A 17,249-nucleotide genomic window follows, 5' to 3' on the forward strand; every position below is an offset into this window, starting at 1 on the left:
CCTAGAAGAAGTCTTGTAACCAGAACTTGATTCGCGCCACCATCTTCTCCATTCCACCGCCGCTGATCGAAACGCGGCGCCCAGCACTCACTGCCGCCCCGCCCAACGCCACGCGATTCGCCCCGTACTGGGCCAGGCCCACGACTGTCGCAAAGCGCGGCGCCTCCACGGAATCCACGAGACCGCCGATGTTCTCCGACGGGATACCGACCCGAACACCAGTACCGAAAACGTTGCTCGCAAGTTCCGCGGAGCCCTGCATCGCCGCCGCGCCGCCCGTGAGCACAACACCGGCGCTCAGCTTTCCCGCGAATCCCGCCGCCGACACGTCGCGCTGCACGAGATCGAATATCTCGTCCATCCGCTGATGGATGATGTGCGCCAGCAGTTCTCGAGGAATCTGACGATCCCCCTGGGCCACGGTGCTCGGTAGCTGAATCACGTCAGACGGATCGACCAGCGGTTCGTACGCGCATCCGTACCGCTCTTTCAGGCGTTCTGCGTCGGCCTGCGTCACGCCCAAGCCGTGAACGATGTCACTCGTGACATTGTTCCCACCGAAAGCAATTGTGCCGAGGTGGCGGATCTTTCCCTCGTGGAACACGGCGAGGTCCGTCGTGCCGGCGCCCATTTCCACGAGCGCGACGCCGAGCTCTTTCTCGTCTTCCGTGAGCGTCGCCAGGGCGCTCGCCAACGGCTCCAGCACGAGCTCGCGCACCTTGTACCCCGCGCGCTCGACTGACTTCCGCAGATTGATCGCCGGGGAGCTGCCGATCGTGACGAGGTACATCTCCGTCTCGAGGCGCGTACCGCTCATACCGATCGGATCGCGAATCCCCATGTTCTTGTCGACCGTGTACTCCTGCGGGATCGCATGCAGCAGCTCACGATCCTGAGGAATCGCCTGCGCACGCGCCACTTCGTTCGCACGGTCGACGTCGGACTTGTTGATCTCGTCGTGGCTCACCGCCACGATGCCCTTGCTGATCATCGCCTGCACGTGCTCGCCGGCAATGCCCGTATACACTTCCTGAACCTGCGCACCCGCCATGCGCTCGGCGTCCTGCATCGCCTTGCGGATCGAGCGCGTCGTTTCTTCGATGTCCGACACGACACCACGCCGCATTCCGGTGGTGCGTGCCTGGCCGACACCGAGAACTTTGATCGTCGGATGCTTCGGAAGATCGCCGTGGACCTCGGCGATGATGGCGGTCGTCTTCGCGGACCCGATGTCGAGCCCCGCGACGAGGCGTTCCGGATTCATAGGAGTTCTGATCGGCGGAATTCCGAGCGTAGGTGCGAAGCGCCGAAGCGAATAGCAATCATGGGAGTCTGGCGATCACTTGGTCACGATAGCGAAGATCGATCTCGGCAACGCGCACTTGCTTGCGCGCCAGATCGCCTTCTACGGGTTCGATTTCGGCGAGGCGTTCCAACGTTACGTCTTGCATGGCGCGCACGGGCAGCGTCTGCAACTGCAGCACGAGCTCATCTTTCCCAACACGACGAATCTCGCTGACGCGCGAGTAGAACGCAGGCATTCGATCACGCATCGCGCCGAGTAAACGAAGCAGCCGCGCGTCGGCTTGCATCAACACTGGTGCGTCGACTCCAGTGCGAGCCGGGTCGATTGGTAGCGACACGCCTCGTTGGTCGTAAACGCGAAAACCGCCCGCCGCCGGAACCAGCGCGACAGGCACTCGCTCCACGACCTCGATGACGAGAGTTCCGGGAAGCTTGCGACGAACGACTGCACTCTGAATTTCTGGATGGGTGGCGATGCGCGCGACCAGTGGTTTCGTCGGATCCCAGACCGAAGCCAACGTATCGACGTGCAAGCGGGTGAGAATGTCACCGGGCGCAACATAATGCGCTCCAAGAATCTCGACTCGATGAACTCGAAAGAACGCCATGCGTCGCATGACCGCCGGACCCCATAGCGGTGACGCGAGCACGACGAGCACGATTACGCCGGCAAGCCAGAACATCCACGGCGAGCGACGCGGCGGCCGGACGCCGACCTCCCCGCCGTCGCGCGCTTCGCCGTCATCGCCCCCGTCACGCTCTTCAGCCACTTCCCGTGTCCTTCTTCCCGCTTGCCGCGAGTCGATCGAGCAGCTCTGGCCCAGTCTTGGTAATGTCGCCAGCGCCAACCGTCAGCACGACGTCGCCCGCGCGCACCGACGACGCCAGCGCGTCGGCGAGTCGCCCGCGCTCTCCACGCCACGAGAGTGTACCGCCCGCGGCCACGAGGGCGTCCGCCACAAGCCCCGACGTAACGCCCGCGATCGGCTGCTCACGCGCCGGATAGATCTCGGCCAGAAAGACCGAATCGGCTTCGGCCAGCGATGCGCCGAACTCGCGCGCGAAGTCGCGTGTGCGGGTGAACAGATGCGGCTGAAACGCCACGACGAGCCTGCGGTCCGGATACGCGACGCGCGCCGTGGCCAACGCGGCGGCAACCTTGCCGGGGTTGTGGGCGTAGTCGTCGACCACCACGATGCCGCGCGCCTCGCCAAGTCGCTGAAAGCGTCGCTCCACGCCTGCGTACATCGCCAATCCGGCCGCCATATCTGACACCTTTGCGCCGAGCGCCAATCCGCTCGAGAGGGCCGCCAGTGCATTCAGCACGTTGTGGCGTCCCGGAATCTGCAGCCGAACCTCGCCGAGATCTTCGTCGTCGAACACGACTCGGAAGCGGGAGCCGCCTGGCGACAATTCGAGATTCTTCGCGACCACGCGCGCATCAGGCGACTCAATGCCGAAGCGAAGCACTTCCGTGCTGCTTGGCGTCAACAGACTGTTCGCGCCCGCGTCATCGGCGCAGAGCACGATGCTTCGTGCACCGCGAACGAACTGCGCGAACGCGCGCTTGATATCGGCGAGATCTGCGTAGATGTCGAGGTGGTCGGCTTCGATGTTGTTGACCACGGCGACAGTTGGCGACAGCGCGAGAAAGGAGCGGTCGTATTCGTCAGCTTCTACGACGTACAGGCGATCGCCGCCCGAGTGCAGATTCCCTTCCCACGCACTCACGCGCCCGCCAACGAGCGCCGTGGGATCGCGGCCCGCGGCAGCGAGGGCGATCGTCGTCATCACCGTCGTCGTCGTCTTACCGTGCGTGCCGGCAATGCCAATGAGTTCACGACCTGCGGTTACTTCACCCAGCGCCTCGGCGCGGCGAATCACCGGCACGCCGAGCTCTCGTGCGCGCACGAGCTCTGGGTGATCCTTTGGCATTGCCGACGTCACGACGAGTGCGCGCGCACTGTCCACGTGAATCGGATCGTGCGGCGTCACCACCACCCCGAGTCGCAAAAGATCCTGCGCCGACGACGGGTTCGCGTCGCAACCGGTGACCGGCACGCCGCGCCCGAGAAAGAGCTGCGCCAACGCGCTCATTCCAGCGCCAGCGATGCCTACGAAATGGACCGGGCGCGCGTCGCTCGAGTCGAGAAGGGCCATGCGTTAAACTAAAAGAATTGCGTGAGGTTTAGGGTTTTTGGTCTAACCCTACTCACACCGAATCGACCAGGGCCAGAATTCGTCGTGCGATGTCGGCGGCAGCATCAGGCCGCGCGCGCGCGGCGGCGCCCGCGCTCAGGCGCGTGAGCGCTGCGTCGTCGATGAGGAATTGCCGCAGGGTTGCGTCGAGACGGTCAACGGAGAATTGCGACTGCGGAATGTTCACCGCGGCACCGGCGCGCTCGAGCGTCACAGCGTTCGTCGTCTGATGATCCGCGGCGGCTGTTGGCAGCGGCACCAACACCGCCGGAATATTCCAGGCGAACAGCTCGGCGGTGGTCATCGCACCAGCTCGCGATAGGGCGAGGTCGGTCGCAGCGTACGCGTCTGCGATTGGCGACAGATACGCGCGCACACGAACGCCCGGCGCTTCGAGATGTTTGAACTGCTCGTAGGTAGATCGTCCGGTTCCCCAGATCACGTTCAAGCCACTGGGCAACCCGCGACCGATCCATTCGGCAACGACACGATTGATGGCTAGCGACCCCTGACTTCCGCCGTAGATCAGAAGAACGTGGCCACCGTCTTCGGCAAATCCCCAGGCACGCCGTGCAGCACGACGGTCCGGGCGCGGCGACGGCGGCGGCTCAATCGGCGCGCCTGTATCGACGAGCGATCCAGGGTGGTGCTCCTTCAGTGCTGCTGCTGCTTCGGGAAAGTTTAGATAAATCTCGCGAGACCAGCGGCTGAATCCGCGCGCCGTGAGGCCGGGAAAGCTGTCGCCCACCTGCTGCACGAGCGGAATGCGGTGTGCCACGGCGTACGCCTGCATCATCCCCGCAGCGTAGCCGCCGGTTCCCACAACGACTGACGGTCTCTCCTGGTGCACGAGTCGACCGATCTGTCGCCACGCACCCACTGCGCCGACAATCGTCTTCCAATTATTCCAGACGGCCGAGCGATACAGCGGATGCAAGTCGAGCAACACGTGCGGGAATTCCGTGGTCGGCAGCACGTCACGCTCGATACCTCGGCGGGCACCGACAAAAAACGGCTGGACCGACGGACGCGCGCGAACGAGCGCGCGTGCGATCGCAATGCCCGGATACAGGTGGCCACCCGTCCCGCCGCCCGCAAAGATGATTCGCGTCATGCTGAGCGAGCGCCCCGGCGCTCAGGCCGCGACCGCGAGGGGATCGGTGGCCGAACTCCCGACGACGCGTTCACGCTCACTACCGATGTTCACGAGAATTCCGGTGAACAGCATCGTAAGCACGAGGTTCGATCGGCCGTATGAAATGAACGGCAGCGTGAGACCCGTCGTGGGCAGCAGACCAATCACCACTCCGATGTGCAAGAAGGCCGTCAGCACGGTCGTGAAGGTGAGCCCCACAGCGACGAGTTGCAGAAAGGGCGTACGCGCCTGACGTGCGATGCGAAATCCGAGCAGCGCATACGCCGCAAAGGCGAGCGTCAGTCCCGCGATTCCGACGTAGCCCCACTCCTCCCCGATATTGCTGGCCACGAAGTCGCTGTACGGGAACGGAACGAAGTAGGCTTGCTGCATTCCCTTTCCGAAGCCTCGGCCGAACCATCCGCCCGACCCGACGGCGATGAGCGACTGACGCAGTTGATAGCTCACGGCGTCTGGCGCGCTTCCTGGATGCAAGAATGCAGTGAGGCGCGACAGTGCGTACCGCCACTTCTCGATCTTCGAAAACATTACCGGAAGGCACATTGCACCGAGCGCGATGAAGTGACTCATCCGCGCGCCGCCGGCGAACAGCAGCAGGGCCATGAGCAATGTGTAAAGCATGGCCACCGAGAGGTCGGGCTCCAGCGCGGCCAGCACATCTAGCAGGCCAATCACGACCAGGAATGGCACCAGGCCCTTGGTCAGTCGCCGCAGAGCGTCGCCCTTCTTGATGATCAGCATCGACACCCACACGACCACGCCCAGCTTTCCGAACTCCGACGGTTGGAAGGAGGCGCCGAACAGGAATCGCTTCGAGCCGTGAATGGTTGGCGCGATCGAGCCAGGCAATATGAGCACGGCGGCCATGGTCGCGATCGTGAACCACATGATGTGCCACGCCCATTTGTGCAGCTTTTCGGCATCGAACTTTGCCGCGACGGCGAAAGCGATCATCCCGGCGCCCACACCGCCGAGTTGCTTGACCAGGAAGTAGTAGCTCTGATGGTGATCGTGATCGGCCACGAACGCGCTGGCGCTGTACAACACTGCCAGCCCGAACGCCGTGAGCACAGCACTCACGAGCATGAGGCCGCGGGCCTCGGGGCCCATGCGCCAACGCTCTCGGACATCGGCCACGACGGCCGCGCCGCGATTCGTCGCCTTCCGTTCGTCGACGGCCATCTTCATTTACCGGCGTGCGCGCTGGACGCGAGCTGCTTGAACACGGCTCCCCGCTGTTCGTAGTTGTCGAACATGTCGTAACTCGAACACGCCGGCGAAAGCAAAACGACGTCGCCGTCGTGAGCGAGCTCGTGCGCCGTAGAAATGACTTCTTCGAACGACGATCCGAGTCGCGTGAGCGGAACGACTCCAGCCAGATCTTGCTCGATGAGCGGAGCCGCTTCCCCGTACGCGATTACCGCACGACCTGTCCGCTGAAGCTCCGGTCCAAGGTCGGTGTACGGTTCGCCTTTGTGCTTGCCACCTAGCAGGAGCACCGTCGGGCGAGTCATGCCCTTCAGCGCGACGAGCGTGGACGCGACGTTCGTCGACTTCGAATCGTTGATCCACGTGACGCCGTCGAACGTGCCCACGGTCTCGATGCGATGCTCGAGCGCCGAGAACGATGCCAGCCCTCGGCCGATCAACTCGACGCTTCGCGGCGTCGTGTGCTCGCGGTCGGAGACCATGACGGCGAGCGCCGCGGCGAGCGCGTTGGCCACGTTATGGTCGCCGAGCAAAGACAGTTGGTCTCGGTGAATCAGCGGTTTGCCGAGCACCGTGAGCATTCCTGAATCGCGGTCGAAAAACGCGTCGGAGCGCTGCTTCACCGAAAAACGGCAAGTCACTCCCGCGAGACCACGCGTCATGTCTTGAACGGCGTCGTCGTCGAGATTCGTGACCCAGTGCGATCCCGGTCCGGCGTTCTGAAAGAGGAGCGCCTTATCGCCGAAATACTCCTCGACGCTGTTGTATCGGTCCAGATGATTCGCCGACAGATTCGTCAGCACGCCTGTGCGCGGATTGATGCTCGGCGTGTCGTGCAGCTGAAACGACGACACCTCGAGAGCAACCCAGGCGGGCGGTGTCGCCGACAGCGCAAGCTCCGTGAGTGGCGTGCCGATGTTGCCCGCCGTCGATGCCAGGCGCCCGAGGCTCTTCAGCAGATGGCCGATCAGGGCGGTGGTGGTCGTTTTGCCGTTCGTGCCCGTGATGGCGATGTAGGCGAGCTCGGGCAAGAAACGCAGCCCGATCTCGATCTCGCTCACGATGTCCACGCCGGCCTTCCTCGCCGCAACGAAAGGCGGCGCGTCGGGCGGAACACCCGGACTCGCGACGACCAGCGACGCTCGGGCAATGCGCTCGAGGTCGTGTCCACCTAAATCCACCGCAATGTCGTCGGCCCTCAACTCGGCCGCGGTCGCCTCCAACTCCGGCGATGTGCCGAAGTCCGACGCGTAGATCCGCTCACCGGCGCGTGCGAGCAGCCGAGCGGCTGAACGTCCGCTTCGCGCCAACCCCACCACCGCTATTTCGCCTTCAAGCCACTCTGGTCGCATCGCCAATTCCGAAAAACGCGCCATGCTTCTAACGAAGCTTCAATGTGCTCAGCGCAAAGAACGCGCACAGAATTCCAATGATCCAGAACCGAACCACGACTTGCGACTCTTTCCACCCCAATTCCTCGAAGTGGTGATGGAGCGGCGCTCGGCGAAAGACACGGTTCGCTTCCGCAAACGGTCGCCCCCTTCGCTTCAGCCGGTACTTGAATACGGACCGCTGAAGGATCACGGAGAGCATTTCGGCCACGAACACGGCGCCCACAAATGCGAGAACGAATTCCGACTTGAGCAGAATCGCGACGACGCCCAACCCGCCGCCGAGCGCGAGTGCGCCGGTGTCGCCCATGAAGACCTGGGCGGGGTGCGTGTTGTACCAGAGAAATCCTATCAACGCGCCGACCATCGCCAGACAGAAGATGGTCAACTCACCCGAGTCCTGCAGATAGAAGATGCCGAGGTACTTACTGAGGTCGACGCGACCAATGATGTACGAGAAGATGGCAAACGTGCCAAACGCGATCGCCGACAATCCTGTCGCCAGTCCATCCAAGCCGTCGGTGATGTTCACCGCGTTGCTCGTACCGGTGAGAATGAATGTCCAGAAAATGATGAACACCCACGAGAAGCCGGCCATGGCCGTGACGACATAGTACTTGAAGAACGGAAGTGTGGTCGACGCGGCCGGCAGATTGGGCGACAGCGGATCACGAAGCAGATACCAGCCGAGCGCCAACCCCGCGGTCACCTGCCCAATCAACTTGTATCGCTCGACCAATCCGCGATTCTTTTCGCCGCGCGCTTTCTGTCGCAGCTTGAGCCAATCGTCGAGCAGGCCGATCACGCCCATCCATAACGTCACAAATATGGCTATCAACAAATAGGGATGACTGAGACTGAATCGTCCCCACAGAATGACCGAGATTAGCGAACTGTTGAGAATGATCAGCCCGCCCATCGTTGGCGTCGTGCCCTTGCCTGCGTGCGACGTCGGCGTGCCTTCGCGCACGACCTGGTTGACCGACTGATTCTTCAATGCGCGAAGAATGATCGGCCCCACGATGAACGACAGAAGGAGCGCCGTAACCGCCGCTCCCACCGCCCGAAACGAGATGTAGGTAAAGACGTTCAGGACGCGAAACTGCTTGGCGAGCGGAACGAGAAAATGATGAAGCACGAATTGTGAGGTTCAGGACTCGGCGTGTTCCTTTGCCCAGCGCGCGATCGGTTCGACGAGCCGTTCCAGACGCATCCCCCGCGATCCCTTCAGAAGGATGACAGCATCCGGGGCGAGGCGCGATGACAATGAATGCCAGAGCCCGTCGACATCGTCAGCCGTTATGACGCGCGGATCACCCGGAGCGATACGCCCAAGTGCAGCCGCGAATTCGCCGAGCGCGCCGACCAGCTCGATTCCGCCAGACATCGCGTCGCGCGCAACGTCGTCGTGCAGCTGCGGCGTGGTCGGCCCCAACTCGAGCATCGTGGCTAATACGGCGACTCGCTGACGTCCCACGCCTGCGTGACGAAGCAATTCGATCGCCGCGCGCGCCGAACCGGGATTGGAATTATAGGCATCGTTGATCAGCGTCGCTGCGCCGTGCTGCTCCCAATTCACGCGCATCGGCGGCGGAACCATTGCGTCGATTCCGCGCGCCGCATCGCCCGCTGACACACCAAGCTCCTGCGCTACCGCGAACGCGAGCATCGCATTGCGCAGATTGTGCGCGCCCCGAACCGGGAGATGTGCCTCGACGCCCTGCACCGTCAGCCGGCCGCGACCGTCAGCGTCGATCGACCAGGCGCTCGGCCGTACATCACCCGCGTCCACGCCCGCCGAGATCACGCGCGTCGCACGTGCGTTCGCCGCGTCGACCACTTCGGGCTGCGACGCCGGAACGATCGTCACCGGAACGCCATCGGCCGCCGAAAGCTCCTCGCGCATCACGCCAGCCAAATCGCCGAGCCCTTCGAGGTGCTCCTCGGCGATCGACGTCACGACCGTGATGTTCGGCTCGACGATGGCGCGCAACCGCGCGACTTCGCCGGGCTGGTTCGTTCCCATTTCGATCACGGCCACGTCAGCCGAATCGGGCATCGCGAGCAACGTGAGCGGAACGCCAATCAGGTTGTTCAGGTTCCCGCTCGTCGCATGAACCTCGAGGACGCTCGCGAGCGCGGCCTTGATCAACTCTTTGGTGCTCGTCTTTCCATTCGTGCCCACAACGCCGACAACCGGAATGTTCAGCGCGCGGCGACGGAAGGTCGCCAGCGCGCCGAGCGCCACGAGCGTGTCGTCGACCTCGAATACGGGAACGTCCAGGCGCTTTGCCGACTCGGCGCGCGATACGATAACTCCAGACGCACCCTTGGCCACGGCGTTGGCGAGAAAATCGTGGGCGTCGAATCGTTCGCCAACGAGCGCGAGAAAGAGATCGCCAGGTTCGATCGTACGCGTGTCGGTCCACACGCGGCCAAAGACGCGGTCGCCCCGCGGCAGATTGACAGGCGAAAGCGACGACAGCGCGGCCGCCACGCGATCCATCGTCCAGAAGTTCGTTTTCACGACGCTCGGATGCGCGGTGCTCATCGCGCGCCCTCCGACATCGCTTGGCGCTCGGCGATCATCTCGCCCACGATGATCTTCTCATCGAACGGCAGTTTGGTCGTTCCGCGAATCTGATAGTCCTCGTGACCCTTGCCCGCAAGAATCACGACATCCCGTGGCGTGGCAATCTCGAGCGCCCGGGCAATGGCAGCACGTCGATCTTCGATTCGTTCGTGATTGTCGCGCTTCATTCCAGCTTCGATGTCGTCGAGGATTCGCTCGGGATCTTCCGTACGCGGATTATCGCTGGTCATAATCGCAATATCCGCTCTCGATTCAGCGATCGCACCCATCTCGGGCCGCTTTCCTCGATCTCGATCGCCGCCGCAACCGAATACGACGATCAATCGCTCTGGCGTGAACGGACGCACTGCATCGAGCGCTCGCTCCAGCGCATCCGGAGTATGCGCGTAGTCGCGCAGAACGGCCGGGTTGTCGCTGAGTACCTCGAGCCGCCCTGGCACCTGCGGCATCGTCGAGAGTCGCTCGGCAATTCGCTGCGCAGGCAGGCCAAGTGCGTACGCCGCCGCGGCGGTGCCGAGCGCGTTGATCACGTTGAAGTCGCCGATCAGCGGCAAGCGCACTGCACTTCGCTCACTTCCGAGGCAAATCGTCCACTCACTCCCGCGGGGACTGAACCGCACATCCTCCGCGTGCACCTCGGCCGTCGGCACACGCTCACTGAACGCCACTCGGCGTCGCTCGGTGCGCAGGCCGTTCCACGCCGGATCGTCGAGGTTCGACACGACCGTGCCGTGCGGTACCAGATGGTCGATGAGCATCGCCTTTGCGGCGAAGTACTCCTCCATCGTCTTGTGATAGTCGAGATGGTCGCGCGTGAAGTTCGTGAACACCGCGACGTCGAAATTCACGCCCTCGACGCGCCGTTGATGCAACGAGTGCGACGACACTTCCATCGCAACCCGTCGCACGCCGTCGTCGCGTAGCGCGCGAAAGATCCGCTGCAATTCGATCGGGCCAGGCGTGGTGAGGCCACCGCCGCCGGCGAGCGGAGTGCCTTCACTTCCCACGAGAACGCCCAGCGTTCCAATCGAGGCGCTTCGAGCACCGACTTCGCCGAGCAGGTGGCGTAGAAGATTGACGGTGGTCGTCTTTCCGTTCGTGCCGGTGACGCCCACTAGTTGCAGTTCGCGCGCGGGGAAACCGTACGCCGCCGCCGCGGCGACGGCCGCCGCGCGACGACCGTCGTTGACGACGAGCGCTGGCAGCGTCGTGCGACTCGCGTCCTGAACGATCGCGGCGCTCGCACCAGACTTCGCGGCAGCGTCGAGATAGTCGTGGCCGTCACGCTCCGTTCCGCGCACGGCGACGAAGAGCGAGCCAGGGCGCACCGAACGACTATCGTCGGTGATGCCATCCACGGAGTTTGGAAGCGCGCCGCGGCGCTCGACGAGAAGTTTGGCCTCGTCGAGTGCGCGCGCGATCGTATCGATGTCGGCGTGCATCAATAGTCGAAATGCAATCGAATCAGAGTGCCAGTCGCGGCGAGTTCGCCTGCGGCGGGGCTCGTGGCCGGCGGTCCGCCGGCGCGAGCGAGTTGCACGCGGAAGCCGGCGCTGTGCAGTGAGCGAACTGCGCCACGCAGATCGAGGCCGCGAACATCGGGCACGGCGCGCGCCACGCGCGGTGGCGGCGCCGTTGGCTTCAACGGCAGTGTCACAACGTACGGCGCGCTCGCTTTCTCGACTGCCGAGTCGTCGCGCGTCGGGGCGACGGCAACCTGGCGCGGCTCACCTGCTTGCTGAACAGGCGGGCCTTGGGCGAGCTGCTTACGCGTAGGAACCACGCTCGTTGCAAGCCGCGAGCGATCGAGCGCTGCGTCGCGCGCCGCGATCGCCGCCTGCAGAATCACCTTGCTGACCGGCGCGGCCGTGTTCGCGGCGAAGATCGAGCTCTGTGGCGCGGTGAGCTTCACGACGATGACGTACTGCGGATTGTCGCCCGGAAAGAGCCCGACGAAGTTCGGGTTGTACCGGCCCTGAATGTACCGGCCTTTGACCGTGGCGCGCGGCGTTCCAGTCTTGCCGGCAAGTCGGTAGTTGTCGAGCGCTGCCTGCAGTGCCGTTCCTTCGTCGACGATGTCGAGCAGCATCCGGCGAACCTTGTCAGCCACAGGCTTCGCGACCACGCGGCGAACGACGCGACGCTCGTGTTTGAAGCGCACGGTGCCGTCCGGTCCGATGATCTCTTTCACCAGCGTTGGCTCGACAAGCTCGCCGCCGTTTGCCAGCGGCGCGTACGCCGCGGCGAGTTGCAGCGGCGTCACGGAAATCTCATAGCCCATCGCCAGCGAGTGACCCGACTGGTTCGACCAACTCACCGGCGCGCGTAGAATGCCCTGCGACTCGGTCGGGTACGGGATGCCCGTGGGAGTTCCGAATCCAAAGTCACGCAACGTCTCGAACTCTTCGCGCGCCGAGAGACGTTCGGCAAACTTCACGATGCCGATGTTACTCGACCACCGGAGCACTTCGGACAGCGGCGCGCGACCAACGAGATGCTCGTCGCGAATCGGATTCGCACGACCGGGGATCTGCAGTATCCCGTTCCCTGTGTCGACTGAATCGTGATCGCTGACGCGGCCACGATCCAGCAGCCCGGCAGCGATGAACGGCTTCATCGTCGATCCCGGCTCGAACGGCTCGGTGATCGCCGTGATCGACGTCTGGTTCGGATCGAGCCTACGGCTCGCCATCGCCAGAATCTCGCCGTCGTTCGGATCGAGAATGACGATGTCACCACCCTCGGCACCCATGCGCGAGATGGCGTCGGCCAACGATTTCTCGGCGATCTCCTGGAGATCGGCGTTGATCGTCAGGACCACGCTGCTTCCCTTGGTGGGAGCGGTGCCAGGAGCGATCGGCGACTCGTGGCTCTGACCTTTCGGATCCTTGTATATCGTCGTCGCGCCGGGAATGCCGTGCAGAATGGAATCGAGCGAGAGCTCGAGTCCGTCGATTGGCTTGTTGTCGGCGTCGACGTGCCCGACGATACCCTGCCCTCCGCGCGAGATTGCGTAGGAGCGCATGATCGTGGCGTACGAATGCACACCGCGAAGCGCCATCGCGGGCGCCGCTTCTACAGCGAGAAAACGACCCGGCAACACCAAGTACTTCGACGAAGTATCTACGGCGCGCCGAATCAACTGCGGATCGACCTCCAGCTTTGCCAACGCGCGACGGAGCTTGGCCGGCTCCTGTACCTCGCGCGGCGCAATCTCGAGCCGAACCATTTCCCGACTCTGCGCGAGCACGCGCCGGGTTGCGTCGAGGATCTCACCGCGCGGCGCCGGCACTTCGCGCTCGCTCGCCTGCTGCCGTTCGGCGCGTGCGCGCCAATCCTTTCCGTGCACCAACTGCACCATGCCCGCCTTCACCAGAATGGCGAGGGCGAACACCGCGAGCGTTGCGTGAGACAGGCCGATTCGCCTAGAGCGAATCATGCTTGGCACGAGGCGCTTCGCCGGCCGCGGGGCGCGGGAGAATGATCTGCTGTTCGGCTTTGGGGATGTGCATGTTCAATCGTTGTTCGGCAATCGGCTGCAGTCGTGCGCGACTCGATGCCTCGCGAATCGACGACTCCAGCCGAATACGCTCCGCCACGAGAGCATCGCGTTTGCGCTGGAGGGCACGAATCTCCCCCGCTTGGCGAACGCCCAAAACTCTCCGTGCAATGACGCCCGTCGTCACCAAGACGAAACCAACGAGCACCAGCGCGAAGACCGACCGCCGCCTGGCGGCTACTCGGCGTTTTGCCATGCGCGAAGTCGCGCGCTTCGTGCGCGCGGATTGCGGTGTACTTCGTCCTCGGACGCGGTGAGCGCCCGACGGGTGACCGTCGTTCCAAGGGGATGTCCGCGACAGGTACAGACCGGATGCTTCGGCGGGCACACGCAAGCCGCGCTCCAGTCGCGAAACATGTTCTTGACGATGCGATCCTCTCCCGAGTGATAGGCAATCACCGCGAGTGTGCCGCCCGGATTCAACCGGTCGCGCAACACAGGCAGCGCGTGGGTCAGTCCCATGAGCTCATTGTTCACGGCGATACGCAGCGCCTGAAAGAGACGAGCGAATTCGGGCGCGCCACTTCGCGGGCCAAGCACCGCTCGAATGGCGCCGACGAAATCGTCGCTCGTTTCGAACGGCTTGTTGGCACGACGCCGGACAACCTCCCGTGCAAGTCTCGCCCCGCGCGGTTCGTCGCCGAATTCCTTGAACACACCCGTGAGCGTCGCCTCGTTTTCCTGGTTCAACACATCCGCAGCCGTAGCATAGGCGTCGGAGCCCATGCGCATGTCGAGCGGCGCGCCGGGGCGGAAAGTAAAGCCGCGGCTGGCATCGTCCACCTGGTGCGACGACACGCCAAGGTCGAGCAAAATAGCATCGAAGCGCTGGCCGGCGAGCTCGGGCGCGTCCTCGACGGCTGCGTAATTCGACGCGACAGCCGTAAACCGGCCAGCCGCTACGAAATCCTTCAATCGGTCGGACGCTGCGGTTAGCGCGTTCGGGTCGCGGTCGACTCCAATGACGCGCTCGGCCCCAGCTTCGAGGAGCGCGATCGTGTGACCGCCCCCGCCGAGCGTGCCGTCGAGAATGCTCTTCGCCCCGCGAAACAGCTCGACGACCTCATTGGCGAGCACAGGCGCGTGATATGCGCTATCAGACGCCATGCCTTCCAAACACATCGTCTTGGTCATTCACGGGTCGCGCGCCGATCGCCCCGATCTGCGTCATCTCGTGAATTGGGTGCGCGACAAGGGGCACTTCGTCGAACCGCTCACGACGTTCGAGGCGGGCGAAGCGACGGCGATCGCGGCCAATGCGGCGCGACGCGGTGTCGATGTGGTCGTTGCAGTTGGTGGCGACGGGACGCTCAACGAAGTGGTGAACGGGCTCGACGGATACGACGTTCCGCTGGGGATTATTCCAGTGGGAACGGCGAACGATTTTGCCCGGCAGGTAGGCATTCCAGGAGATGCCGATCATGCCATGGATGTTATCCTACAACGCAAGCCTCGGCGACTGGATACTGCGTCGTTGAATGGCCGGCGTTTTCTCAACGTCTCAACGGGCGGTGTCGGTGCCGAGGCGACGGCGGAAACGCCCGCCGAAGCGAAGGAATCGCTCGGCCCGGTCGCCTACGCGATCAGCGGCATGCGCATGTTCGCCGAATTTCGGCCGTACCACGCGCGATTCGTCGGCGATGGGTTTGCGTACGAGGGCGAGTTCCTGATGTTCGCGGTGGGACTCACGCGCTCGACGGGAGGCGGAACGCTGGTCACGCCAATGGCGTCGGCCACCGACGGACTCCTGGACCTGTGCATCGTCGAAGGCATGTCGCGCGGCGAGTTCGCCCGGACGGTGCTCCGAGTAAAGCGCGGGGAACACATGGGCCATCCAGGCGTGCACTACGTCCAACTTCGCTCGGTGACGATCGAGGGTAACGACCCGATCTCGGTGAATGTGGACGGAGAGTACTCCAATTCCAAAAGACTCATGTACCGGGCGCGCGCGCGCGACCTGTGGGTCCACGTGGTCCGGTTGCCCGGCGAAGCGGAGTAGCATGAAACGAAAACCGCCCGCCGCGAAGTTCGCGGCGGGCGGTTTCGATCGTAAGAGTATCGCTACTTCCCGGTGCAGTACTGGGTCTTCATCTTCGGGATGAACTCGCTGTACTGCTGGATGACGCCCATGATCTGGCCAGCGCCTTCCTTGTTGAACGCCGCGCCGCGCGGGATGTTGATCTGCGACGTTGCCCACTGATCTTCGGCAACCTTCGCTTCAACGCAGGCCTTCGCTCTCGAATCCTTCGCGTCCTTGCCCTTCTCGCCGCCGAGCTTCTGCGCGTTCTGCAGCGCGTCGAGGCCAACCTGGAAGGACGTGAGACCGACGTAGAACTTCGTCGCTTCGGTCGGAATCGCCGCATCGACCGTCGTCGCCATTTTCAGCGCCGCTTCCCAATCGCCGCGATCCTTCGAATCGGTCGCCTTCTTGACCAGCGGATTCACGACGGCGAGTAGCGCCTGACCCAGCGCAGCCTTGTCAGCGCCCGCTGCGATCGCCTGCTGGGCAAAAGCCACTGCGCTGTCCGGCATGTTCAGATCGTTCGCCGTCACGACGGCAAACAACCAGGCATTTGAGTTCTTGGGATCGATCTGCGCCGCACGACGCGCCGCCGCCAGCGCCTGCTGCAGCTGTCCCGTCTTGCGATAGCTCTGGGCCAACAGCGTCGGGAAGCTCGCGTCGGTTGGGAACTTCGCCGCCGCCTTCGACGCCCATTCCTGAACCTTCACCGTGCTGCTGTCGCTCTGCGCCGCGCCGATCTGACGGTTGTAGAAGTCCAGGTTCGCCGCCGCCGTGTCGACCTTGATCAGTTCTTCGCCAGTTGCCAGCGCATTCTTGAACTGGCCGGCCTTGAGCTGAAGCAGCCACTTGGTACGAATCATCGGCGGATCCGACGGATTCTCCTTGAGCAGCGTATCGAGAATCTGTAGAGCCTTGTCCGGCGCACCTGACTGCGCGAGGTCCGTCACGATGCTCTGCGCGATCGACTGGTTCGTCGGATCGATGCGCCAGATGCGGATGTTAGCTTCGACCGCCTTTTCCTTGTCGCCCTTGGCCTTGTACGCCTCGACGACGTTGGCCAAAGCGAGAACGCTGGTCGGATCAACCGCGAGAATCGCGTTCGCCGTGCTGATGATCGAATCCGGCGATGCCTTCAGTCCCGTCTGTGCCTGCAGCAAGCAAATGCGCGACAACACCGAGTTGCTATACGCAGCGATACCTAGACGCGCATTCTTTTCGGCTTCGTCGAACTTGTTCGCGCGCAGGGCATTGATGCAGTCCTTGTAGGGCTTCATCCCCTTGAGCGCTTCAGTGATCGACTTCTCGACGATCTTCGCTGCATCTCCGGCGTCCTTTCCATCGGCCGGCGGAAGCGGCTGCGCGAGCGTGCTCTGACCAGTGCGGAGAAGAATGCGGGTGTCGAGGCGAACCCCATTGCCCGTGCCCTTCGACGCCTTGCCATCAATGACGTATTCGCCGTGGAGCTGCTTGGAGAGCTCCATGAGGTCCGACGCGTTCAGCGCCGAATCCGGACGATAGCCCGAAGCCTCTAGCGTGCCGTTGATGCTGTTCTTCGGCACCGCATACAGTTCCTTGGCCGAATGCTCGCCCTGAATGCGTTTACGTAGTTCATCGGCCACGTCGACACCGAGCTTCCGATCGGAGCTCTGGAACGTCGTGACGAGGATATACGGCGTATCCCCCGTCGGCGGTCCTCCGCGCTGCGCGGGCTGTTGCTGCTGTGCGAACGCGGGTGCTCCCGTCATTGAGAGCGCGAAAAAACCCACGGCCGCAGCCGCATGGCGTTGCGTTGCCTTCACGGTCTTAACCTCCCA

14 protein-coding genes are annotated in these 17,249 nt (G+C 63.5%); 1 reads left to right on the forward strand and 13 read right to left on the reverse strand.

Going from position 1 to position 17,249, the window contains the following annotated elements; genetic code table 11:
* Position 1 precedes the first annotated feature (1 nt).
* From ftsA to rsmH, 12 genes are read right to left on the reverse strand one after another with little or no spacing between them, the layout of a single operon-like run.
* A complete protein-coding gene (gene ftsA, locus AC6H4Z_RS14575) occupies positions 2-1,264 on the reverse strand; it encodes a cell division protein FtsA (RefSeq protein ID WP_497542684.1) in 1,263 nt (420 codons plus the stop codon).
* Between the two features lie 58 nt (positions 1,265-1,322).
* Complete coding sequence (locus AC6H4Z_RS14580; RefSeq protein ID WP_497542685.1) at positions 1,323-2,075, reverse strand: cell division protein FtsQ/DivIB; 753 nt, start codon at positions 2,073-2,075, stop codon at positions 1,323-1,325.
* Complete coding sequence (murC, locus tag AC6H4Z_RS14585) at positions 2,068-3,465, reverse strand: UDP-N-acetylmuramate--L-alanine ligase (protein WP_497542686.1); 1,398 nt, start codon at positions 3,463-3,465, stop codon at positions 2,068-2,070. The genes AC6H4Z_RS14580 and murC overlap by 8 nt, the downstream gene beginning before the upstream one ends.
* A gap of 52 nt (positions 3,466-3,517) precedes the next feature.
* A complete protein-coding gene (locus AC6H4Z_RS14590) occupies positions 3,518-4,618 on the reverse strand; it encodes a UDP-N-acetylglucosamine--N-acetylmuramyl-(pentapeptide) pyrophosphoryl-undecaprenol N-acetylglucosamine transferase (RefSeq protein ID WP_497542687.1) in 1,101 nt (366 codons plus the stop codon).
* Positions 4,619-4,639: 21 nt separating this feature from the next.
* Positions 4,640-5,848: an FtsW/RodA/SpoVE family cell cycle protein gene (locus tag AC6H4Z_RS14595; RefSeq protein WP_497542688.1), complete on the reverse strand. Its 1,209-nt coding sequence runs from the start codon at positions 5,846-5,848 to the stop codon at positions 4,640-4,642.
* Positions 5,845-7,221 (reverse strand): UDP-N-acetylmuramoyl-L-alanine--D-glutamate ligase, encoded by a 1,377-nt coding sequence (gene murD / locus AC6H4Z_RS14600; protein ID WP_497542689.1) that lies wholly within the window; start codon positions 7,219-7,221, stop codon positions 5,845-5,847. The genes AC6H4Z_RS14595 and murD overlap by 4 nt, the downstream gene beginning before the upstream one ends.
* Before the next feature lie 28 nt (positions 7,222-7,249).
* On the reverse strand, positions 7,250-8,398 hold the full coding sequence (gene mraY / locus AC6H4Z_RS14605) for a phospho-N-acetylmuramoyl-pentapeptide-transferase (RefSeq protein ID WP_497542690.1): 1,149 nt from the start codon (positions 8,396-8,398) through the stop codon (positions 7,250-7,252).
* Between the two features lie 12 nt (positions 8,399-8,410).
* Complete coding sequence (locus AC6H4Z_RS14610; RefSeq protein ID WP_497542691.1) at positions 8,411-9,811, reverse strand: UDP-N-acetylmuramoyl-tripeptide--D-alanyl-D-alanine ligase; 1,401 nt, start codon at positions 9,809-9,811, stop codon at positions 8,411-8,413.
* Positions 9,808-11,295: a UDP-N-acetylmuramoyl-L-alanyl-D-glutamate--2,6-diaminopimelate ligase gene (locus AC6H4Z_RS14615; RefSeq protein WP_497542692.1), complete on the reverse strand. Its 1,488-nt coding sequence runs from the start codon at positions 11,293-11,295 to the stop codon at positions 9,808-9,810. The genes AC6H4Z_RS14610 and AC6H4Z_RS14615 overlap by 4 nt, the downstream gene beginning before the upstream one ends.
* The gene (locus AC6H4Z_RS14620; RefSeq protein ID WP_497542693.1) at positions 11,295-13,292 is read right to left on the reverse strand and encodes a penicillin-binding transpeptidase domain-containing protein; all 1,998 of its coding nucleotides are present in this window, start codon (positions 13,290-13,292) and stop codon (positions 11,295-11,297) included. The genes AC6H4Z_RS14615 and AC6H4Z_RS14620 overlap by 1 nt, the downstream gene beginning before the upstream one ends.
* Positions 13,279-13,608 carry an FtsB/FtsL family cell division protein gene (locus AC6H4Z_RS14625; RefSeq protein ID WP_497542694.1) on the reverse strand — a complete coding sequence of 110 codons (330 nt, stop codon included), beginning with the start codon at positions 13,606-13,608 and terminating at the stop codon, positions 13,279-13,281. Before AC6H4Z_RS14625 ends, AC6H4Z_RS14620 begins: the two co-directional genes overlap by 14 nt.
* Positions 13,590-14,546, reverse strand: coding sequence for a 16S rRNA (cytosine(1402)-N(4))-methyltransferase RsmH (gene rsmH, locus AC6H4Z_RS14630; protein ID WP_497542695.1), 957 nt, complete (start codon positions 14,544-14,546; stop codon positions 13,590-13,592). Before rsmH ends, AC6H4Z_RS14625 begins: the two co-directional genes overlap by 19 nt.
* On the opposite strand from rsmH, the gene AC6H4Z_RS14635 reads away from it, so the two are divergent.
* Positions 14,518-15,411, forward strand: coding sequence for a diacylglycerol/lipid kinase family protein (locus AC6H4Z_RS14635; RefSeq protein ID WP_497542696.1), 894 nt, complete (start codon positions 14,518-14,520; stop codon positions 15,409-15,411). The two genes, rsmH and AC6H4Z_RS14635, sit on opposite strands and share 29 nt — an antisense overlap.
* A gap of 62 nt (positions 15,412-15,473) precedes the next feature.
* Here the strand turns inward: AC6H4Z_RS14635 and AC6H4Z_RS14640 are convergent, their stop codons facing one another.
* On the reverse strand, positions 15,474-17,180 hold the full coding sequence (locus AC6H4Z_RS14640; protein WP_497542697.1) for a tetratricopeptide repeat protein: 1,707 nt from the start codon (positions 17,178-17,180) through the stop codon (positions 15,474-15,476).
* Between the last annotated feature and the right edge of the window lie 69 nt (positions 17,181-17,249).

The organism is Leucogemmata humicola, assembly GCF_055379415.1.